The following is a 21,209-nucleotide window of genomic DNA, read 5'->3' on the forward strand; positions in this document are numbered from 1 at the left end:
GCCAATCATGATTGCAGTTTTTGGCGGTACTTTTGATCCAGTGCATTTAGGCCACCTTAATATGGCGCAGCAATGTGTTGAGCATTTAAAACTGGTGCAATTGCGCTTCATGCCCTGCGCTATTCCCGCTCATAAAGCCCAACCGGGCATTAGTAATGCGCACCGTGTTGCTATGTTAGCAGCCGCCATTGCTGATTTTCCAAGTTTTTCTTTAGATTTGCGTGAGCTAAAACGCCAAGGCCCTTCTTATTCATTGTTAAGCTTTCAAGAGTTACGCCATGAACACCCAAACGAACCTATTGTGTTTTTGATTGGCCTTGACTCATTTAATAGCTTAGATAGGTGGTATGAATGGCAAGTTATTACCCAACTGTGCCATATTGTGGTGTACCAACGACCTAATCAAACGACCAATTTAAGCGCACAACTGCAGCACTATCAACGCAATGCACAGACCACTTCACTTGAAGTATTGCACACAGAGCGTGCCGGAAAACTGTATTTTTTACCTGGCCAAGTGATAGATGTAGCATCGAGTGAGATTCGCCAAAAACTAAAAAAAGGTCAATCTTGTCGGGAACTTCTGCCTGCAGCTGTGAGTCACTATATAGATAGCCATGAACTTTATCTAAGTGATGAATAAAAATCATCAGCGTGATAAAATAGTAACTATTCCCTTTATTAATGAGATAACACTTTGGATTCGAAACAACTACTCGCCTTTGCCCTAGACAAAATTGATGATATGAAAGCACGTGATGTGGTTCAGCTTGATGTAACAGGCAACTCAGACATCACTGATTATATGCTGGTGTGTTCTGGTAATTCAAAACGCCACGTACAATCGATTGCTGATCACGTTGCTAAAGAAGCACGTCATGCTGGTGAAGAACCACTTGGCTATGAAGGTCAAAACGAAGGCGAATGGGTACTGGTTGATTTAGGCGATGTAGTCGTCCATGTTATGCAAGATCAAACACGTGACTATTACGATCTAGAAAAGCTTTGGAGCTAACGGCGCTTAATTTAAACTGAGTTTGGAAGTACACCCGTGAAAATACAAATGATTGCCGTTGGTACCAAAATGCCAGCGTGGGTTGAAACCGGTTTTGCTGAATATCAGCGCCGCTTTCCAAAAGATATGGCATTGGAATTAATAGAAATCCCAGCAGGTAAGCGCGGTAAAAATGCCGACATTAAGCGGATTCTACATATTGAAGGTGAAAAAACCCTCGCCGCAATACCTAAAGGCAATCGTATTGTGACCTTAGAGGTGACCGGCAAAGCACTTGATACCCATCAATTAGCAAAAAACATGGAGAAATGGCAATTAGATGGTCGCGATGTCAGCTTGTTAATTGGCGGCCCAGAGGGACTAGCACCTGAATGTATTGCTGCTTCTGAGCAAAAGTGGTCGTTATCAAATTTGACCCTGCCGCACCCATTAGTGCGTATTATTGTTGCTGAAAGTCTGTATAGAGGATGGAGCTTAAACAACAACCATCCTTATCATCGCGAGTAATTAATTCATGCTCAAAAAAAGGCCCACAATTCGAGATCATTCAGCAGAGGCTAATCTGTTTGCTCGTCGCGCATTTGTGGGTTTTGTTTTTGTTACTATTTTAGTGGCAATCTTATTATCCAATTTATACACCATCCAAGTTGATGATCATCAAGATTATCAAACTCGATCTAACGATAACCGCATTAAAGTCATTCCAATTGCCCCGAACCGTGGCCTTATTTATGATCGTAATGGTGTATTACTGGCTGAAAACAAACCCGTTTATAACCTTGAAGTGATCCCCGAAGAAGTTGACAATCTCGATAACTCGTTAGCTGAAATAAGTAAAATAATTGATATTTCTGAGCAGCAACAAACTGACTTTGTTAAAGATATTAAGCATAACCGCCGTTTTAAAAGTCAGGTATTAAAAGCGCGCTTAAACGAACAAGAAGTTGCAAAGTTTTCAGTTAATCAGCATAAATTCCCAGGGTTTAGTATTGAGGCCCGACTTGCTCGGTATTATCCATATGCTGATACCCTCACCCATGCATTAGGCTATGTAGCTAAATTAAACCGTAAAGAGCTCACTAAACTTGAAGCCGAAGAGCAAGCAACTAATTACCGCGCGACTCACGATATTGGTAAGCTAGGCATTGAAAAATACTATGAGCAACTGCTGCATGGTCAAGTGGGTTCACAACGTGTTGAAGTGAATAACCGTGGTCGCGTTATCCGTACTTTAAGTATGACCCCACCAGAGCCTGGTCATGATCTTGTACTTACGCTGGATATAGGGTTACAACAAATCGCTCAGCATGCACTCAAAGACATGCGTGGCGCAATTGTCGTACTTGATGCAAAAGACGGTGGTGTACTGGCTTTGTATTCAAACCCAAGCTACGACCCGAATTTATTTGTTCATGGTATCAGTAGTAAAAACTATAAAGCTTTACTCAACCCTGATCGGCCATTAATTAATCGAACCACGCAAGGTCGTTATGCACCGGCATCAACTGTTAAGCCGCATATGGCAATATTAGCGTTGGAAGAAGGCTTAGTCACAGAGCACACAAAAATGTGGGATCCGGGCTTTTTTCAGATCCCCAATGTTGAACACAAATGGCGCGATTGGAAACGTTGGGGCCATGGCCATGTGGATGTTTATAAAGCAATAGAAGAATCCTGTGATACCTATTTTTATGATGTGTCTTATCGTTTAGGTATTACAAAAATCAGTGACTTTATGGCGCAGTTTGGCTTTGGTGATCTAACAGGTATCGACATACACGAAGAGACCACGGCAATCTTGCCTTCTAAAGAATGGAAAGAAGGCCGCTTTCGCGAGTCATGGTGGCGTGGTGATACAATATCAGTGGGTATAGGCCAAGGTTATTGGACAGCAACTCCAATGCAAATAGCTAATGCCACCAACATTTTAGTGAATAAAGGGCTTCACCACCCACCTCATTTAGTGCAAGTGGCTAAAAAAGAAAACGAAGTTACCCAAATTAATAATGACGAAAAACCCCCTGTGGTTTTGAAAAACCCTGATCACTGGCGTATCTCTTTAGATGCAATGCACAATACGGTGAAAAAGGTTACGGGCACGGCGCATAAAGCATTTAAAGGTGCCACTTATGACCCTGCAGGGAAAACCGGCACGGCACAGGTGGTGAGTATTGCTCAAGGTGAACGTTATGATGCTAAATCGCTAAAAGAACGTCAACGTGATAACGCCATTTACATTGGTTTTGCGCCGTTTGACGATCCGCAAATTGTGGTCTCAGTGGTGGTCGAGAATACCGGTGGGGGTAGCTCTGTAGGTGCACCTATTGCCCGCCAATTAATGGATTACTATTTTTCAGCGAACCCTGTAACCCTTGCTGGGAGTGCACAACAATAATGCAATTAAACGATAAGCGCTCAATTTGGGACAAGCTACATTTAGATCTGCCATTACTCATTGCCCTGCTCACCATGATGGCGGCAAGCCTTGCCATTGTTTATAGTGCCAGTGGGCAAAATTCAGCCATGATGATACGTCATGGGACGCGAATGGCCGGCGCAATTATTGGCATGTTTGTTTTAGCTCAATTTAGCCCTGCAACTCTTAAGCGACTCGTCATTCCATTGTACTGCGCAGGCTTACTGATGCTGGTTGGTGTATTGTTATTTGGTGTTAGCTCAAAAGGTGCTCAACGCTGGTTAGATTTAGGAGTGACGCGTTTTCAGCCATCTGAATTAATGAAAATCGCCGTGCCTATGATGGTCGCCTGGTATATTGGCCGCAACCACTTACCCCCTAGGGCATTACATTTGGTAGTGGGCTTTACCATTGTAATGCTGCCTACTTTGCTAATTAAAGAGCAACCTGATTTAGGTACTTCTATATTAATTGCAAGCTCTGGTGTATTTGTTTTGTTTTTATCTGGCTTGAGCTGGCGGCTAATCGGCTTTTTAACTGGCTTAGTAGCCCTTGCTGCTTGGCCATTTTGGCACTACGGTATGCATGCTTATCAAAAGCAGCGAGTCCTCACATTGTTCAACCCTGAAAGCGACCCACTTGGCTCTGGTTATCATATTATTCAATCAAAAATAGCCATAGGATCTGGTGGTATTGAAGGTAAGGGCTGGTTGCAAGGTACGCAATCTCAATTAGAGTTTTTACCAGAGCGCCACACTGACTTTATTTTCTCCGTACTCAGTGAAGAGTTTGGGTTATTTGGCGTATGCCTATTGCTGTGTATGTATTTATTTATTATTGGCCGCGGTTTATACATTGCTGTGAATGCCCAAGATGCCTTTGGCAAGTTACTGGCCGGCGCACTCACGCTAACATTTTTTGTTTACGTATTCGTTAATATTGGCATGGTATCTGGGCTTTTACCCGTTGTTGGTGTACCTTTACCGCTAATTAGTTATGGTGGTACATCCATGGTTACGCTCATGGCTGGTTTTGGCATAATCATGTCAATTGCGACCGATAAAAGGATGCTTTTAAAATAATGAATTGGATGTTGAAGTACATAAGTTTAACGCTCATTGCGGTTATTTTGAGCGGCTGTAGTAGCTCAGGCAATAAAACGGATCACAGTAGTCGTTATACGATGAAACACGATGCAGCCCCCCTACGCACACCGACAACACTTGAAATGCAAGATGCGGTAGTCACTGAAGTGATTAAAAGTTCCAGTGCCGGGCGTCCCTATACGGTACTTGGTAAAAACTATACCCCTATGCTTGATGAAACAGGCTACAAAGAAGAAGGCATTGCCTCTTGGTATGGCCGCAAGTTTCATGGTTACCATACCTCAAATGGTGAAATATATGACATGTTCGCCATGACCGCGGCGCATAAAACCTTACCCCTGCCCAGCTTCGTTCGGGTTACAAATACAGCCAATGGGAAATCTGCGATAGTACGAGTTAATGACCGTGGCCCTTTTCACGATGATAGAATTATCGATTTATCCTATGCAGCGGCTTATAAATTAGGCTATTACAACCATGGTACAGCCAAGGTTAAGCTTGAAGCGATTACCCTAGAGACTTCGCCCACACGTCCAAGTTATATTCAGGTTGCAGCTGGGAGTAAATTAGCAAATGTTGAAGCACTTGCCTCAACCTTGCGCCAACAATACCAATTACCAACAAGTATAGTAGAAAAAGATGCTATCTATAGGTTACGACTCGGACCAATTAAAGACGCTGAACAAGCTCAACAAGTGCTCAAAAAATTAAAACAAAGCCAATTTCAAAACGCGTTCTTGCTTTACAGCCAATAACACCTTTAAAATGAGTAACGCGAATCTTTAACTTTAACCATTAATGAGTATGATGAAATCATTTAAATACAAAATTCTCAACGGTGTGTGCGGCTTAGTATGTTCTGCTGCCATTTTCTCTGCCACTGCACAAATCATCCCTGCGCCTCCACAAATTAATGCAAAAGGTTATTTCCTTGTTGATTTTACCACCGGTAAAGTCATTGCTGAAGGTGAGCCAGACACTCGTTTAGCACCTGCAAGCTTAACTAAAATGATGACCAGCTACGTCATCGGAACCGAAATTGAAGCAGGCAATATTGCGCCTACTGACATGGTTACCGTAAGTGAAAAAGCATGGGCTAAAAACTTTCCAGATTCTTCAAAAATGTTTATCGAAGTGGGTAAGCAGATTAGTGTTGAAGATTTGAACCGCGGCATCATCATTCAATCAGGCAACGATGCCTGTGTTGCCATGGCTGAGCACATTGCTGGTAGCGAAAGTGCTTTTTCTGATTTAATGAATGCTCACGCTGAAAAATTAGGCATGAGTAACTCTCATTTTATCAATAGCCACGGCCTAGATACCAATGAGCATTACACTACGCCACGTGATATGGCGACCTTAGGTGCAGCTCTCATTCGTGATGTGCCTGAAGAGTATGCTCTTTACGCAGAGAAATCATTTACCTTCAATGGCATTAAGCAGTATAACCGTAATTCACTGTTATGGGATGAAAGCTTAAATGTTGACGGTATTAAAACCGGCCACACATCAGAAGCAGGCTACAGTTTAGTTACCTCTGCAACGAAAGACGATATGCGTTTAATCGCCGTTGTTATGGGCACATCAAGTGAACGCGCTCGTAAAGTTGAAAGTAAAAAATTACTTAACTATGGTTTCCGCTTTTTTGAAACAACCACACCTTATAAAGCCGGTGATAGTTTTGCCGAACAACGTATTTGGATGGGTAACAAAGAAAACGTATCGCTGGGTATTTTAGAAGATACACCTATTACCATCCCTCGTGGTCAACGTAAAAACCTAAAAGCGAATTTCGAATTAGACAAAACGCTAGAAGCACCTCTGGCTAAAGGCACTAAAGTAGGTACTTTGTTCTTACAGCTTGAAGGCGAAGAAATTGCACAGTATCCACTTGTAACCCTTGAAGAAGTTGAAGAAGGTAGTTTCTTTAGCAAAATTTATGATTACTTACGTTTACAAATAATGTAAAAGTATTCTAAACAATCTAAGCGCCTTGCACTGCAAGGCGTTTTTTTTTGCCTGAAAAATGCTAGAATGCGCACCATATCTAACCTACAAGGTCGAGTGTAGGTTTATTAGTCAGTTATTAGAGCATTAAGTGAGGAGTCATCGTCGTGGCTACACCTGTAGAAAATACTAAATTTGATGAGTACTTAGAGTACCCTTGCCCATTTACATTTAAAATCATGGGCTTAGCAAACGTAAATTTAACTGACCAAATTCTTGAAAAGTTACAACCGCTGGCACCAGGCGATTACTCACCAAAAGTAAAGCCAAGCAGCAAAGGCAACTACGAATCAGTAACAGTTGTTGCAACCGTTACCAGTGGCAAACACATCGAAGAAATCTACAACGTGATCAGTAATATCGATGACGTCCGTCACATGCTTTAAGCCATAATTGGAGTTTGCAGTGAGCGAAAACACGCTAATCGTACGCCAATTAGGCCGCCAGCGTTACAAGCCGATATGGCAAAAAATGCAAGATTTTACCGACACTCGCGATGATACCGTTGCCGATGAAATTTGGTTAGTTGAGCACGACCCAGTATTTACTCAAGGTCAAGCGGGTAAAGAAGAGCATTTGCTTGCCCCTGGTGATATTGAAGTGATTAAGGTTGACCGTGGTGGTCAAGTCACTTATCACGGTCCTGGCCAACAAATGATGTACGTATTATTTAATTTACGCCGCTTAAAAATTGGTGTGCGCGAATTAGTAACTTGGCTAGAAGAATGTATCATTGATACATTAAAAGAATATGACATCGATGCTTACGCAAAAGCTGACGCACCTGGGGTTTATGTTAACGATAGTAAAATAGCATCTCTGGGGCTTCGCGTTCGTCGCGGGTGCTCATTCCATGGCTTAGCTTTGAACGTTAACATGGATTTAAGCCCATTCTTACGCATAAACCCGTGCGGTTATGCTGGTATGAACATGGTGCAAACAACTGATTTAAATGGTCCACAAAACCTAGAGCAAGCAGGTAATGGATTAGTTAAACACATGATAAAAAAGCTTAACGCAACACAGGTTAAGCATACTGAAGGGTTTGAAAACGAATGAATAAACCAGTCAAGATGGAACCAGGGGTAAAACTTCGCGACGCAGAAAAAATGGCGTTGATCCCAGTTAAAGTATTACCGACTGAAAAAACTGAAATGTTGCGCAAGCCCGAGTGGCTAAAGATACGTTTACCAAAATCAACTGAACGTATCGACGGCATTAAGCAGGCTATGCGTAAGCACGGCTTACACTCGGTCTGTGAAGAGGCGTCATGCCCTAACCTGTCTGAGTGTTTTAACCACGGCACCGCAACATTTATGATCTTAGGGGCTATTTGTACCCGTCGTTGTCCGTTTTGTGATGTAGCCCATGGTCGCCCATTGAAACCGGATGCCGCAGAACCTGAAAAGCTCGCACTGACAATAAAAGATATGAAGCTTAGCTACGTGGTTATTACCTCGGTTGACCGTGATGATTTACGTGACGGTGGCGCACAACATTTTGCCGATTGTATTCGCGAAATTCGCAAGCACAACCCAACTATTACCATTGAGATTTTAGTGCCTGATTTCCGTGGTCGTATGGACCGTGCGCTAGAGATATTAATCGAGACGCCACCTGATGTGTTTAATCACAACCTCGAAACTGCGCCGCGTTTATATAAACTTGCGCGCCCAGGTGCGGATTACAAATGGTCATTAGAATTACTGCGTCGCTTTAAAGAAGCACACCCAGAGGTAAAAACTAAATCTGGCTTAATGGTTGGCTTAGGTGAAGAAATTAGCGAAATCGAAGAAGTATTGCGTGACTTACGTGAACACAACGTCGACATGCTAACTGTAGGCCAATACCTACAGCCATCAAAACATCACTTACCAGTCAAACGCTACGTGCCACCCGCAGAGTTTGACGCACTGAAAGAATACGCTGATGAAATTGGCTTCACTCATGCAGCCTCTGGCCCGTTTGTTCGTTCAAGCTATCACGCTGATCAACAAGCCGCAGGTAAAGAAGTAAAATAATTACTTTTTACAACACATAAAAAAGCCCTAAACAATTAAATTGTTTAGGGCTTTCTTGTTTCGACCTAATTTCCAATAGCTGCTAGAAAGCCCTTATTAGGATTTGTATTGCTCAAGTTCTAAAACTTTGTAGCATTCCTTCTCAATTGTGATGAAATATTATCGTTTAACTCGAGCCAACTAAAGTCCTTATTCCAAGCCTGTTTAAAGCTTTCTGTGCCTTGAGAATTATCCAACATTTCTTTTAAATCAAATATTTTTGAGAAATTATCTTCGTTTACGTCGTAACTTGACCACCCCCTAACTCCCAAGTCAATGTGCTCTAGGAAGCTCGATTTAAACTCCTGAGCTGCGGCCACAAAATCCCCGTTGTCATTTAATTTTTCAGATATAAGACTTTTCTCTTTATCACTAATGGAACCTGTAACTTCTAGCTCACCTGATTGACTGATTGATAACCCCCAATCTTTATTCGCTAATGATGGTTGTTCGGCCGCTATTTCAGCCATAATATTGTCATACTGAGTAAACATTTTTTCAACCGAGTTAGAAACTTCACCACCCGGCATATAAAGATTGACAGTAGCGATTCGAATATTATTTAACGCTTTTTCTTCTGCTTCTCTTGTTGATACAACATTATTTGTTGTTATATTCATTGGCTTATCATAGATCGCTTCAGGCTCTTTAGGCTGATCTTTATGATATGCATCCTTCGCTAGGCGCTCCATTTCACTATTTAACTGCTCTTTACTATTGACAGATTTATTGATTTTCACTTCTGAACTAGTCAATATAAACTGCGATGCTAGATTGGTATTATTTGAATTAACTTCCATATTATTTTCCTTGCTAATATCACTATTAGTTTATATCGGCTGTCAGCACATTTTATTTAGCAAGCTATTACTACTGTGCCAAGGTACCTTTTTTAATCACAAAATCAGCAAATCGTACCTGCTCTTCTTCAGCGCGAAGACTATCGGTTTCTACTATTGAACGATAGATGCCCCATTTAGGGCGTGCAAAATCATCATCGTCAAAGCCTCGCCACATGTCGATGTGTTGTTCATTAATATTAAATATTTCTTCATTATCACTTAACCGAGTTAACATCATTTCAAACTTGCCATCTTCATTAAAAGTTGCTTGTACGAAAACTTGTACCCATTCGTCGGTGATCAGAGACCAGTCGGTTTCAATGAGGTTTTTATCAAGCCCTGTGCTGTTACCACTTTCATCAAACCCAGCACTGTAACGCACTTGTAGTTGATTACCTGTACTGTTTTTTTGTGCGCCAGAGAGCGTGATTATCGGCTGGTCGTCATTACCATTACTATTATCGTTACTTGTATTACGGGCTTTTATTTGAAAAAAATGGCTAAATTTACTGGTTAGTTCAAGTTCGCTACTGACTTTAAACTTCCAGCTATATTGAAATGTATCACCTTTATAAGCGAGGGTCTCTTGAGGCGATTTATCATACGCCTTTATTTCATTGCGTTGCCTGTCACTGGGGCCTTTGTCTTTATCTTGGTCTTCATCGCGATGAGCTAAAAATACAAAGTGATCACCTACGATTGAATCTGTATCTTCTATTATATGTTGAACATCTTGATGATTACCTGCGTATATATCAGGAGCTTCTATCGCCCCTTGTGCAAACACATTCTCAATTAACGTATATGCATCAAGCCCTGTATTAACACCGTCAGACTCTAAGCTGACTTCTGAAGAAGCGACAAAGTCACTACTGGCTACTTGTTGACTGCCATTGATTGTAATTTCAACCATCGCGATTGTGCCATCAAGTGAACTCACAGTAATACTGTCTTGTAATTGTTGTTGCTCAAGCAATTGCTTAACAGCAGTATTTTCTATATCTAAGCTGTATGACCAATTTCCTATACTACTTAAGGTAAAAGCACCATACTCAGTGCTAAAATTAGCTTGCTCTACAAATGCGGCTTCGTCACTTTGTTCATCCGTAACATTTAATTTCCCACTAACAGATACCGTTAATATTGCTGTAATGCTCGAGCTTAAATCTCCCGTAATAGTCGCAGGAGTTTGGGCCGACACTTCGGCTTCTACGTTGGTTTGAGTCGATGAACCCGAACTACCACATGCCATTAAAGTACTTGCTATAAGCAATGTAACTGACGCAGTTTGTAATTTAGATTTATAGTTGTTCATAGATAACCTGCAATATTTTGGTAAGGACAAAACCGAAAATACAAATTACCAATTAGCACTTTAAATAACCACAAAAAATTAACCAATTTACAAAAGTTTTTACAAAACCATATTCTCAGTAAAGTATTTTCTTGTATTTTAATTAATCACTAGGTCAATTGAGGTTTCCTTGAGACAATTAGGGCAATTATTTTAAAACATGGTTTATTATGAAACTATTAGTAAGAAATCTTGCCCGCACAACTACAGAGCAAGATATACGTACTTTATTCACCGCACATGGCAAAGTAGCAGAGTGCACGCTAGTGCTAGATAAAGAAACAGGTAAGTCAAAAGGCTTTGCTTTTGTTGAAATGCCCATTGAAGCAGATGCAGCTAGTGCCATTAAAGCACTTAACCAAAGTAATGTAGATAAAAATAAAATCCGCGTAAAGTTAGCAGACGCTTAGACACGATTCTGCGATTGATACAAAATCAGGTTTTGTATCAATCACTACACCCCTATATTCCCCTCTATGACTCGGTTTTTTTAGCCCGCTGAGAGTTAAGCAATAATGTTTCGGCCTTAGCACCAAGGTACACGTATACAGCTAATGCCACGAGTAAACCAACTACCGCAAGCATCATATAAATTGCCGGTAGTAAGTACTGTGATTGACCTAAAGCAGCTTTAAACATAGTTAATAACGCTTCTATTGAAACCGCGATTAAAATCGTTGATATAAACCGCGTGATCGTTCGCCGTGTAGAGCTATGCCTAAAAATATCTTTATGCATGAGTATTTCTTCTTCAAGTATGGTTTTACCTAAATCAAAAATAGCCAAAGCAAGTGTTATAAAAATAATGATACTAAAGGGCTCTAATGGATCATCTGCTTGGGAGCTGGTAAATAGCAGATTGTATATATCACCAAAGACCTTATAGAGTAAAAACAGCACTAAACAAAATAAACAACTAACAATAACGCCGTAACCCGCTTTAAAAAATGGTGTCATATTTGCGCGTGTACGATCACCCATTATAAACTCGATCAATTGAGTCAAACATACATCAACAACTAAGTAGCTTTCCTGCGTTTTAGCTGAGCGAAGTGGCTTTATGGCTGAAATACATAAATGTTGCGTGGCAATTGAAATATAGGGTGCGGTAAAGCAAGTTTGTTGGTGTATAAGAATTTCTTGAAAATAAGGCCGATCGCTTAAATCTTGCGCGTTACCTTTATTATTGAGCACCTTCATATATTCACGTTTAAAACAGACATTATCGCCTTGCTGTAAGCCATCTTTGTCTAAGCAATACTGTAATTCTAAAAATGGATACTGAGCTATCAATAAGCGGTTATCTTGCTGCTTTTTAATGCCCTCTTCTAAGGTCGCTAGAATTGAGTTTAATAAATCATGAATAACGGTTTGATATTCCTGATATCGCTCAACACTACTAATGTAACTCATTCTTGCCATTGTTGTTTCTCCAAACCACTCCCTACAAGGCTGAGCAATAATAGAACCAACTTTTTAAATAGATAAAGATCAAATAGTTAAATTTAATAACGGAACAATATTGAGCCATTTTGCACCGCATTTGTGCGCCAATGACTCATTATCGCAAATAGATTAAGGCTGTATGCTGATATTTTTAACTGCAATTATGGCTTTGCCACCCAACGCATCCTTTAAATCTGGCACTAAATAAATAGCGCTAACATGCTCTTTAATAATACCTTTATCAATTGAGTTGGCAGGCGTCCAGTTTGGCCGAGAAAAGTCTGCTAAATTAATACATTTAGTTTGCCAATGACTTTGGGCAGGTAAAGTAAATTGATAATGAGCATAACTTTTATCACCCTGCCCACCATAATCTTGTTGCGATAGTTTAACGACGAGATCGGTACTACTTTTATATTCAAGCATAATGCTTGATTGGCCAGCGAGGGTTTTATTCGGTAAGTCGTAAATCAATTCAACCCATGAGTTATTACTGGCATCGACTCGAGGCACTCGATTAAAAGCCACCCATACCTGTTCGCCGTATAATAATGTTTGTTTGGTTGATGCAGTACTACCATGAGGGTCAGTTGCATAGCGCCAGTCACTGTCACTAAGGGAGTGGGTATTCTTAGGGAATACACAGCTTTGTTCAGCCACAACAGATAATGACAGCAGTGAGCCCAAAACCAAGATAGGTAAAATTCTTATAAGCATACAATTTCCTTTTAATTTTTCACTAGCTTACCCTAAACTCGGTTTTATTTCAGGCACAAAAAATGGGCACTCAAGCCCATTCTTTTAGCAATGAAAGCAACTTATTGCTTAATCATCTGCTTCGTCATCAAAATCATGTGACTGGCGCTGTGCAGGCCTTGCAATGATTTCAACATAAAAAGACGATAAACCCTGCTTTTCAATTTCGCTGATACAATTATTAATTTCAGCAACATGCACAACCTGTGCATCTTCGGCTGTGTTGCCAAATTTACAATCAAATGCCCAATAATCAGCATCGAACGGTAACGTTTTGTTACGCTCTCTTTTCAAATATTTTTTCACTTCATGCTTTGCAGCGTCAACCATGCGAGGGTATTTGATTTTCTCGTGATTCAGCGTGAATGTTTTCTTCATTACGTTCCTAAATTACCTTGGTTTAATGATAATGGCATTATTGAATCCCATTTATGGGCATTATAGCAACTGCGATTAAATTTTGGGTGCTTTTTTTACAGTTAACGAAATAAAATACCTTAAAGGTACTGTATTACAAATAAATGTCAGGCTTGAGCTAAATGTAAAGGTTGGTGGATAGCATCATTAGTCAGGCTATCATAAAAGGCAGCTGCATCCATTTGCGGGTTATCCAGTTGAGTTTCTTTGTACTGATGGCGTTTACGAACCACTGGCTCACAGTTATCAATAATGTGTAGCGGAATATGATTTTTATCATCTCGCACAGCAAGAGGTTCGGGTGATAAACAATTATGCAAACGGATTTCACTCATTCCGGCTTGTTGCAAACGTTGCGCATTATGTTCACCAATCAGCATATCAAATTCATCTGGTGCGAGAGGTTGTTTCGGCCCAGCGCCTAATTCTGTTCGTAGTTGATCGTCATCATAATGTTTAGCATCAGCACCAAACGGTGTTTTAGGTAGATGAAACTGGCTAAAGTCCAAAGCATCATGAGAAAGCATGGCTAAAAGTAAAGCAAACTCACCACGACGTGATTCACTCACGCTTTTAGCAAGGCGATTACCTAGTTGACTCTCTGTGATTAACAATTCATCGATCTGCATAGACTTTAGACGATTATATTCATGAATAGATATTTATCGGCTTTATTTGATATTTCTTTAGCTTTTTTCTTTACTTAAATAATAAGTTTGCTATTATCGGCGCCGTTGCATTGGAGGGGTTCCCGAGCGGCCAAAGGGATCAGACTGTAAATCTGACGGCTCAGCCTTCGCTGGTTCGAATCCAGCTCCCTCCACCACTTTTCTTACCGCTAAGTTAAGTGGGGCCAAATGTAACAAACTAGTGTGGAGGGGTTCCCGAGCGGCCAAAGGGATCAGACTGTAAATCTGACGGCTCAGCCTTCGCTGGTTCGAATCCAGCTCCCTCCACCACTTTTCTACTTAGACTTCCTAGTGTAATCCACTGCTTATATTTTATTTTCCAAAACAAATTAATTAACTATTAAATGCATCTCCATAGTTTATTTCAGCTCTGTTATTTTTTGATTCACACTGTAATTAAATCTTTTAAACGTTTCTAAGCGCCATATATTTTAGCGCCCTCAAATAGCGCCAGAAAAAGCGCCGTAAGCCTTTGTAAACCTGCTTGCTACCAAGTTATGATGTTTGCTTTATGTAGCTCACGCGGGCTCTGCGACTCAGTTTATCAAGCTAAGCTATAATACTAACGACTGCTGATAGTTTTGGTGTAAAAATAGAGGGGAAAATACGACTTAAAAGCGTATTACATATTGGGTGAATCTTGATTGCAGAAATAGATATGGTCTAATTGACTTACTTTACTCTCGCTAACTGCTTTAAACAATCACAGCTAAAGCTGGTTCCTACGGGGCTATTTCAACTCGCTAACTTTACTCTTGCTAACTACTTTAAAACAATCACAGCTAAAGCTGGTTCCTACGGAGCAATCTCAACCCGTTAACTTTACTCTTGCTAACTGCTTTAAAACAATCACAGCTAAAGCTGGTTCCTACGGGGCTCTTTCAACTCGCTAACTTTACTCTTGCTAACTGCTTTAAAACAATCACAGCTAAAGCTGGTTCCTACGGGGCTACTTCAACTCGCTAACTTTAGCCAACGTACCCCAAAAACCAAAACAGGTTGTAACCCGAGGGCTACAACCTGTTTTATCTGCGTTGATAAACAGCGCGTATTAGTTAAGTTTTTCTCTAATACGTGCAGATTTACCAGAACGCTCACGTAGATAGTAAAGCTTAGCACGGCGAACTGCACCGCGACGCTTAACTGTTACGCTATCGATAAGAGGGCTGTGCGTTTGGAATACACGCTCAACACCTTCACCGCTCGAGATTTTACGAACTGTGAATGCTGAGTGAAGACCACGATTACGCTTAGCGATTACAACACCTTCAAAGGCCTGTAGACGCTCTTTAGCACCTTCTTTTACACGTACCTGTACAACTACTGTATCACCAGGGCCGAATGCTGGTACGTCTGTTTTAAGCTGCTCATTTTCAAGCGCTTTAATAATATTTTGGTTTACTTTTGCCATTATGTTTCTCACTTTCCTAGGTGTAACTGTCTTCTAGCCACAAGCTTTTTGGTACTCTTGCTGAAATTTTGCGAGTAATACCGCTTGCTCCTCAGTCAGAGCTAGGTTATGCAACAAGTCAGGACGTCGTAACCAAGTTCTACCTAATGACTGCATTTGCCGCCATTTAGCTATCTCTTGGTGGTTTCCACTGAGTAATACAGCAGGAACCTGTTTGTCGTCCAATGTTTCTGGCCGTGTATAGTGAGGACAATCTAGCAAGCCATCCGAAAATGAATCTTGCTCTGCTGACTGGTTATGCCCTAACACACCTGGCACTAATCGCGCTACTGCGTCAATTAATGTCATGGCAGGTAGTTCACCACCACTCAAAATAAAATCACCAATTGACCATTCTTCGTCAACATATGACTCTATTATTCTCTCGTCTATACCTTCATAGCGACCGGCAATCAAAATCAGCTTTTCGGAGTTTGCGAGTTCGCTCGCCCCTTGCTGATCTAATTTGCGCCCTTGCGGGGACATATAAATTACTTTTGCACCATCACCTGCCGCTTTTTTTGCGTCAAGAATGGCTTGTTTCAATGGTTCAACCATCATTAACATACCGGGTCCGCCCCCGTAAGGACGGTCATCTACGGTTCTATGCTTATCAGTTGCATAGTCTCGCGGATTCCAGCAGTTAAAGTCGATTAAACCACTTTTTACTGCGCGACCTGTTACACCTTGCTGTGTAATTGCATCAAACATGTCCGGGAAAAGGCTGATAACCCCTACCCACAACGAACTCGTTTGACTCATTAAAAGCCAGGATCCCAGTCTACGGTAATTTCTCTCGCTTCGTGCTTAACTTCTTTAATAACTGAATCAGTTAAAAACGGAATTAAACGCTCAGCTTGACCAAATGCATCTTTATTATTTGCTTTCACAACTAATACGTCATTTGAGCCTGTCTCCATCAGGTCATCAACAGTGCCTAAGTTATAACCTTTATCAGTTACAACCGACATGCCAATGAGATCTCGCCAATAGAACTCACCTTGCGGTAGTTCTGGTAGCTGCGCTGAATCAACAGAAATTTCAACATTGGTATAAGCCATTGCTTGGTCTCTGTCGTTTACTTGCGCAAACTTAGCGATAAAGCCTTTGTTGTGGCGACGCCAGTCGACCACTTCTAAGGATTGCCATTTACCTTGTTGCCCTATCAACCACGGGCTGAAATCGAAGATCCCTTGGGGATCATCAGTAAATGAATGTACCTTAAGCCAGCCCTTTATACCATACGGGGCGCCGAGCTTTCCTACGACAATTATTGATGAGGTGTTCTCTTGACTCATGGTTACACTTACGCCTATTAAGCCGCTTTACGAGCGTCTTTAACTAATTTAGCTACACGATCTGAAAGACCTGCGCCTTGACCTACCCAGTGATCAACACGAGATAAATCTAAACGAACTTTTTCTTCCTGACCTGAAGCAATTGGGTTAAAGAAACCTACTTTCTCGATGAAGCGACCGTCACGCGAGAAACGGCTATCCGCAACCACAATTTGATAGAAAGGGCGTTTTTTAGCGCCACCACGTTGCAAACGAATAGTTACCATACCGTCCTCTAAATAGATTGACTGTTTTCATTAATAAGATTTACTCCCCAGTATGGGGAGCTGGGGAATTGTACGAGTTTTTAGCAACAATGCAAGTAAGAAGTTAGCGAAAATTCCAGTTTAGTAGATTAAACACTGATCTGTGCGCAAAATAAGGCATCGTAAGCAATTGAATGCATAAATTATCCACAAAAAAAGAGGCTTTTTGCCTCTTTTTAAAATTATTTTGATTATTTAATATGCAAAAGTCAGTGCTATATTAAAATTTAGGACCGCCGCCGCCCATCATACCCGGTGGCATCATGCCTTTCATACCGCGCATCATTTTTTGCATGCCGCCTTTGCCTTTCATCTTTTTCATCATTTTTTGCATTTGGGTGAACTGTTTTAGCAATTTATTGATGTCTTGCACTTGCGTACCCGAACCTGCTGCAATACGTTTTTTACGCGAGCCTTTAATGATTTCTGGGCGCACACGCTCTTGCTTGGTCATTGAGCTGATAATTGCCTCCATTTGAATAAAGGTTTTATCACCCATTTGGCCTTTAACGGCATCAGGCAAATTAGACATACCAGGCAACTTATCAAGCATAGACATCATGCCGCCCATATTTTTCATTTGCTTTAATTGCTCTGCAAAATCTTCTAGGGTAAAACCGTTACCTTTAAATACTTTTTCAGCAACCTTGGCCGCTTGTTCCTTATCGACTTTCATTTCGACTTCTTCGATTAATGAAAGTACGTCGCCCATACCTAATATACGTGATGCGATACGGTCAGGGTGAAAAGGTTCAAGTGCATCGGTGCGCTCGCCCACACCCATAAACTTAATTGGTTTACCAGTAATGTGGCGAATAGATAAAGCGGCACCACCACGGGCATCACCATCTGTTTTGGTTAAGATGACACCGGTTAGCGGTAATGCTTCATCAAACGCTTTTGCCGTATTAGCCGCATCTTGACCTGTCATTGCATCAACAACAAATAACGTTTCGATTGGGTTAATAGCACTATGCAGTGCTTTTATCTCGTCCATCATGTCATTATCAACATGCAAACGACCCGCAGTATCCACTAAGACTACATCGATAAACTTTTTCTTGGCGTGAGAAATTGCGGCATTGGCTATATCTACAGGCTTTTGCGAAATATCACTGGGGAAGAAATCTACATCAACTTCAGTGGCTAACGTTTCTAACTGTTTAATCGCCGCAGGACGGTATACATCGGCACTGACTACCAGCACTGACTTTTTCTTACGTTCTTTTAGAAATTTAGCCAGTTTACCAACACTGGTTGTTTTACCCGCACCTTGCAGACCGGCCATCATAACCACTGCTGGCGGCTGGGCATTTAAACTTAACTCTTCGTTCGCTTCGCCCATGGCTTTTTCAAGTTCTTCGCGTACTATTTTTACGAAAACTTGGCCTGGGCTTAAGCTTTTGGTGACTTCAACACCCACTGCGCGTTCTTTTACTTGTTTTACAAACTCACGAACAACAGGTAGCGCAACGTCAGCTTCTAAAAAGGCCATGCGTACTTCACGCAGGGTATCTTTTATATTGTCTTCTGTTAGGCGTCCGCGGCCGCTAATATTTTTTAAGGTTTTACCTAAGCGTTCTTGGAGATTCTCAAACATATAAAGGGTCCGATAAAACGTGATACCGATAACATAAATACTCACCAGCTCGAACAAAGAGCCAAAAATTGCATGTATCAGTATTGATTTAAATTTTAATTAAAAACAGTATACCGTAAATTTGGGCGCACAATACAGTCTTCAAGTGCCCTGTTTGAGTTTCTTTTTACAAAGTCTAGGCTTTTGCCTTGCTATAAAATACAATGGCCTTACTTTAACAAGGATTATTTGACTCAAATTGAGTGGCCCAAGCACTATGCTGATTATTAGTTTAACTATTATTGCCAGTTTATTTTACGTATTAGCGACATCTCATGTGTTGTCTCGGTTGTTTCATCAACAAGGCCCGAGCCAAAAGCTTACTGTCATTCTCAGTACAGTAGCCATATTAGCGCATATGTTGTTGCTGGTTAATTCAGTGTTTCGTGCTGATGGCCAAGATTTAAGTATTGTAAATGTCGCTCTACTTACCTGTTGGGTCATTGTCGTTTCTGTTACAACCGTGTCTTTAAAATTCCCTGCAACGCTGTTACTTCCGGTTGTGTATGGCTTTGCTGCAATACTGACCTTTGCCAGCTTATTTATTCCTCACCACATTTTACTACAAAGTATTGAAGTCGAAGTTGCTTTAGTTACCCATATATCACTTTCTTTATTAGCCTACTGCGTGCTAATTATTGCCACTTTATATGGTGTGCAGTTTTACTTTATTGATAAACGTTTAAAACGCAAAGACTTAGCAATTGTTCACAGCCACTTACCGCCATTAATGGTGGTTGAACGCCAGCTCTATCATTTGTTAACATTGGGCACTGTTTTATTAAGCGCCGCACTGCTTTCAGGCTTTTTATTTTTAGATGGCATGTTCGCTAGTGAGTTTATCCATAAGACTATTTTGTCATTGCTCGCATGGGCTATATTTGCAATTGTGACACTAGGACATATAGTAAAGGGCTGGCGTGGCAAACCTGTTGTGCTGGCTATAATGGCTGCGGCGTTTGTTCTTACATTGGCTTATTTTGGTAGCCGTTTTGTACAAGAAGTTATTCTGAATAAGTTTTAACTTGACTCAGGCAGCTCACTACCGCTTAATACGCATTGATTTATAATAAAAGGATCCTTCTTTGGACAGCATATCTACGAGTGTTTTATTTATAATACTCGGTATTCTAATTTTATGTTCTGCATACTTTTCTGGCTCTGAAACCGGCATAATGTCAATCAACAGAATTCGTCTGCGCCACCTCGCTAAAGAAAACCATCGCGCCGCCAAACGCGTTAATAAGCTACTGAGCCGCCCTGACAGACTCATCGGCTTGATCCTAATCGGTAACAACCTCGTTAACATCGCTGCCGCTCAGGTTGCTACGATTATTGGTATTCGTTTATACGGTGATTTAGGTATTGCTATCGCAACCGGTGCACTGACCTTAGTTGTGCTTATTTTCGCTGAAGTCACACCAAAAACGCTCGCAGCGCTCTACCCTGAAAAAGTAGCATTTCCAAGCTCAGTCGTCCTCAAAGGTTTACTAAAAATATTGTACCCACTGGTCGTCATTGTTAATTGGATGACCAATGGAATGTTACGTTTGTTTGGTATCAGTGCCGAACAAATAGATGAGCACAGCATGAGTAAAGAAGAATTAAAAACCGTGCTGAATGAATCTGGAGCTCTTATCCCTGCTCGCCACCAAAGCATGTTGACCTCTATTTTAGACTTAGAGCAAGTCACTGTTGAAGATATTATGATCCCACGCAATGAAATTATTGCTATCGATATCAATGACGACTGGAAACTAATCAGTAAACAACTAACGCATGCTCAGCATACTCGTGTGCTTTTATACCGTGACCAAATTGATGATGCTGTTGGCTTTATTCACTCACGTGACGCCCTACGTCTATTAACAAAAGAACAGTTCGATAAACCATCGTTATTACGCGCGGTGCGTGAAATTTACTTTATTCCTGAGGGTACGTCACTCAATACACAGCTTTTCAAGTTCCAACAATCAAAGGAACGTATTGGCTTAGTAGTAGATGAGTATGGTGACATCCAAGGTCTTGTTACGCTTGAAGACATATTAGAAGAGGTAGTTGGTGATTTTACTACCACACAAACGCGTACCCCAAGCGAAGAAGTTATGCCACAAGAAGACGGTTCATTCTTAGTTGATGGTAGTGCCAATGTGCGCGATCTCAATAAAGAGATGGATTGGGAATTTCCACTGGATGGTCCAAAAACCCTCAGTGGTTTAATCATCGAATACTTAGAAGATATTCCTGACGCAAACTTAAGCTTACGAATTTCAGGCTACCCTATTGAAGTCGTTGAAGTTAAAGAAAACATGATTAAGTTAGTCCGTATTCAAGCAAACAAACGAAAAATATAAGTATCTAAGGTAGAGTAGTACTGTACTACTCTACCCCTCATTTTTAAATTTCTGA

At 41.0% G+C, this 21,209-nt stretch carries 24 protein-coding genes and 2 tRNA genes; 15 read left to right on the forward strand and 11 right to left on the reverse strand.

Annotated features, from left to right (window positions below; translation table 11 throughout):
- The first annotated feature begins 7 nt into the window (after nt 1-7).
- The 10 genes from nadD (at nt 8) to lipA (ending at nt 8,565) form a co-directional block, all read left to right on the forward strand.
- A complete protein-coding gene (gene nadD, locus NQT69_RS07175) occupies nt 8-643 on the forward strand; it encodes a nicotinate-nucleotide adenylyltransferase (RefSeq protein WP_256826979.1) in 636 nt (211 codons plus the stop codon).
- Between the two features lie 54 nt (nt 644-697).
- Nucleotides 698-1,015 (forward strand): ribosome silencing factor, encoded by a 318-nt coding sequence (gene rsfS, locus NQT69_RS07180; protein WP_256826980.1) that lies wholly within the window; start codon nt 698-700, stop codon nt 1,013-1,015.
- A gap of 36 nt (nt 1,016-1,051) precedes the next feature.
- Complete coding sequence (gene rlmH / locus NQT69_RS07185) at nt 1,052-1,522, forward strand: 23S rRNA (pseudouridine(1915)-N(3))-methyltransferase RlmH (RefSeq protein ID WP_002958522.1); 471 nt, start codon at nt 1,052-1,054, stop codon at nt 1,520-1,522.
- 7 nt (nt 1,523-1,529) lie between these two features.
- A complete protein-coding gene (gene mrdA, locus NQT69_RS07190; RefSeq protein WP_256826981.1) occupies nt 1,530-3,410 on the forward strand; it encodes a penicillin-binding protein 2 in 1,881 nt (626 codons plus the stop codon).
- Nucleotides 3,407-4,513: a rod shape-determining protein RodA gene (gene rodA, locus NQT69_RS07195; protein WP_256827428.1), complete on the forward strand. Its 1,107-nt coding sequence runs from the start codon at nt 3,407-3,409 to the stop codon at nt 4,511-4,513. Before mrdA ends, rodA begins: the two co-directional genes overlap by 4 nt.
- Before the next feature lie 8 nt (nt 4,514-4,521).
- A complete protein-coding gene (locus NQT69_RS07200; RefSeq protein WP_372822938.1) occupies nt 4,522-5,292 on the forward strand; it encodes a septal ring lytic transglycosylase RlpA family protein in 771 nt (256 codons plus the stop codon).
- A 52-nt stretch (nt 5,293-5,344) separates the two neighbouring features.
- On the forward strand, nt 5,345-6,505 hold the full coding sequence (locus tag NQT69_RS07205) for a serine hydrolase (protein ID WP_256826983.1): 1,161 nt from the start codon (nt 5,345-5,347) through the stop codon (nt 6,503-6,505).
- 146 nt (nt 6,506-6,651) lie between these two features.
- Nucleotides 6,652-6,930 carry a DUF493 family protein YbeD gene (gene ybeD / locus NQT69_RS07210; RefSeq protein WP_256826984.1) on the forward strand — a complete coding sequence of 93 codons (279 nt, stop codon included), beginning with the start codon at nt 6,652-6,654 and terminating at the stop codon, nt 6,928-6,930.
- 19 nt (nt 6,931-6,949) lie between these two features.
- Nucleotides 6,950-7,603, forward strand: a complete 654-nt coding sequence (gene lipB / locus NQT69_RS07215; RefSeq protein ID WP_256826985.1) for a lipoyl(octanoyl) transferase LipB — start codon at nt 6,950-6,952, stop codon at nt 7,601-7,603.
- A complete protein-coding gene (lipA, locus tag NQT69_RS07220) occupies nt 7,600-8,565 on the forward strand; it encodes a lipoyl synthase (protein ID WP_256826986.1) in 966 nt (321 codons plus the stop codon). The genes lipB and lipA overlap by 4 nt, the downstream gene beginning before the upstream one ends.
- A gap of 119 nt (nt 8,566-8,684) precedes the next feature.
- On the opposite strand, the gene NQT69_RS07225 is transcribed toward lipA, so the two are convergent.
- Complete coding sequence (locus NQT69_RS07225) at nt 8,685-9,404, reverse strand: hypothetical protein (protein ID WP_256826987.1); 720 nt, start codon at nt 9,402-9,404, stop codon at nt 8,685-8,687.
- Between the two features lie 70 nt (nt 9,405-9,474).
- Nucleotides 9,475-10,761, reverse strand: coding sequence for a VCBS domain-containing protein (locus NQT69_RS07230; RefSeq protein ID WP_256826988.1), 1,287 nt, complete (start codon nt 10,759-10,761; stop codon nt 9,475-9,477).
- 209 nt (nt 10,762-10,970) lie between these two features.
- On the opposite strand from NQT69_RS07230, the gene NQT69_RS07235 reads away from it, so the two are divergent.
- Complete coding sequence (locus NQT69_RS07235; protein ID WP_256826989.1) at nt 10,971-11,210, forward strand: RNA recognition motif domain-containing protein; 240 nt, start codon at nt 10,971-10,973, stop codon at nt 11,208-11,210.
- Nucleotides 11,211-11,274: 64 nt separating this feature from the next.
- Here the strand turns inward: NQT69_RS07235 and NQT69_RS07240 are convergent, their stop codons facing one another.
- The 4 genes from NQT69_RS07240 to NQT69_RS07255 all read right to left on the reverse strand — a co-directional run bounded on the left by NQT69_RS07240 (nt 11,275) and on the right by NQT69_RS07255 (nt 14,048).
- A complete protein-coding gene (locus NQT69_RS07240) occupies nt 11,275-12,222 on the reverse strand; it encodes a general glycosylation pathway protein (protein ID WP_256826990.1) in 948 nt (315 codons plus the stop codon).
- Nucleotides 12,223-12,375: 153 nt separating this feature from the next.
- On the reverse strand, nt 12,376-12,963 hold the full coding sequence (locus NQT69_RS07245) for a hypothetical protein (protein ID WP_256826991.1): 588 nt from the start codon (nt 12,961-12,963) through the stop codon (nt 12,376-12,378).
- A gap of 108 nt (nt 12,964-13,071) precedes the next feature.
- Nucleotides 13,072-13,380, reverse strand: a complete 309-nt coding sequence (locus NQT69_RS07250) for a DUF6172 family protein (RefSeq protein WP_256826992.1) — start codon at nt 13,378-13,380, stop codon at nt 13,072-13,074.
- Between the two features lie 146 nt (nt 13,381-13,526).
- The gene (locus NQT69_RS07255) at nt 13,527-14,048 is read right to left on the reverse strand and encodes a VC2046/SO_2500 family protein (RefSeq protein ID WP_256826993.1); all 522 of its coding nucleotides are present in this window, start codon (nt 14,046-14,048) and stop codon (nt 13,527-13,529) included.
- Between the two features lie 112 nt (nt 14,049-14,160).
- Here NQT69_RS07255 and NQT69_RS07260 point away from each other — a divergent pair.
- Both NQT69_RS07260 and NQT69_RS07265 read left to right on the forward strand, forming a co-directional pair.
- Nucleotides 14,161-14,245, forward strand: a tRNA-Tyr gene (locus NQT69_RS07260).
- 48 nt (nt 14,246-14,293) lie between these two features.
- Nucleotides 14,294-14,378, forward strand: a tRNA-Tyr gene (locus NQT69_RS07265).
- Nucleotides 14,379-15,159: 781 nt separating this feature from the next.
- Here NQT69_RS07265 and rplS read toward each other — a convergent pair.
- The 5 genes from rplS to ffh form a co-directional block, all read right to left on the reverse strand.
- Complete coding sequence (rplS, locus tag NQT69_RS07270; protein WP_099297365.1) at nt 15,160-15,519, reverse strand: 50S ribosomal protein L19; 360 nt, start codon at nt 15,517-15,519, stop codon at nt 15,160-15,162.
- 33 nt (nt 15,520-15,552) lie between these two features.
- Nucleotides 15,553-16,320, reverse strand: coding sequence for a tRNA (guanosine(37)-N1)-methyltransferase TrmD (gene trmD / locus NQT69_RS07275; RefSeq protein WP_087530755.1), 768 nt, complete (start codon nt 16,318-16,320; stop codon nt 15,553-15,555).
- Entirely contained in the window at nt 16,320-16,856 is a 537-nt protein-coding gene (rimM, locus tag NQT69_RS07280) for a ribosome maturation factor RimM (RefSeq protein WP_135473944.1), read from the reverse strand. The genes trmD and rimM overlap by 1 nt, the downstream gene beginning before the upstream one ends.
- A 17-nt stretch (nt 16,857-16,873) precedes the next feature.
- Complete coding sequence (gene rpsP / locus NQT69_RS07285; protein WP_058561214.1) at nt 16,874-17,122, reverse strand: 30S ribosomal protein S16; 249 nt, start codon at nt 17,120-17,122, stop codon at nt 16,874-16,876.
- Nucleotides 17,123-17,381: 259 nt separating this feature from the next.
- Entirely contained in the window at nt 17,382-18,761 is a 1,380-nt protein-coding gene (ffh, locus tag NQT69_RS07290; RefSeq protein WP_256826994.1) for a signal recognition particle protein, read from the reverse strand.
- A 256-nt stretch (nt 18,762-19,017) separates the two neighbouring features.
- Here ffh and NQT69_RS07295 point away from each other — a divergent pair, with 256 nt between their 5' ends.
- Nucleotides 19,018-19,824 carry a cytochrome C assembly family protein gene (locus NQT69_RS07295; RefSeq protein WP_256826995.1) on the forward strand — a complete coding sequence of 269 codons (807 nt, stop codon included), beginning with the start codon at nt 19,018-19,020 and terminating at the stop codon, nt 19,822-19,824.
- 61 nt (nt 19,825-19,885) lie between these two features.
- Nucleotides 19,886-21,154: an HlyC/CorC family transporter gene (locus NQT69_RS07300; protein ID WP_256826996.1), complete on the forward strand. Its 1,269-nt coding sequence runs from the start codon at nt 19,886-19,888 to the stop codon at nt 21,152-21,154.
- Nucleotides 21,155-21,209 lie beyond the last annotated feature (55 nt).

The sequence above is a fragment of the Pseudoalteromonas shioyasakiensis genome (genome assembly GCF_024518675.1).
GTDB lineage: Bacteria > Pseudomonadota > Gammaproteobacteria > Enterobacterales > Alteromonadaceae > Pseudoalteromonas > Pseudoalteromonas shioyasakiensis_B.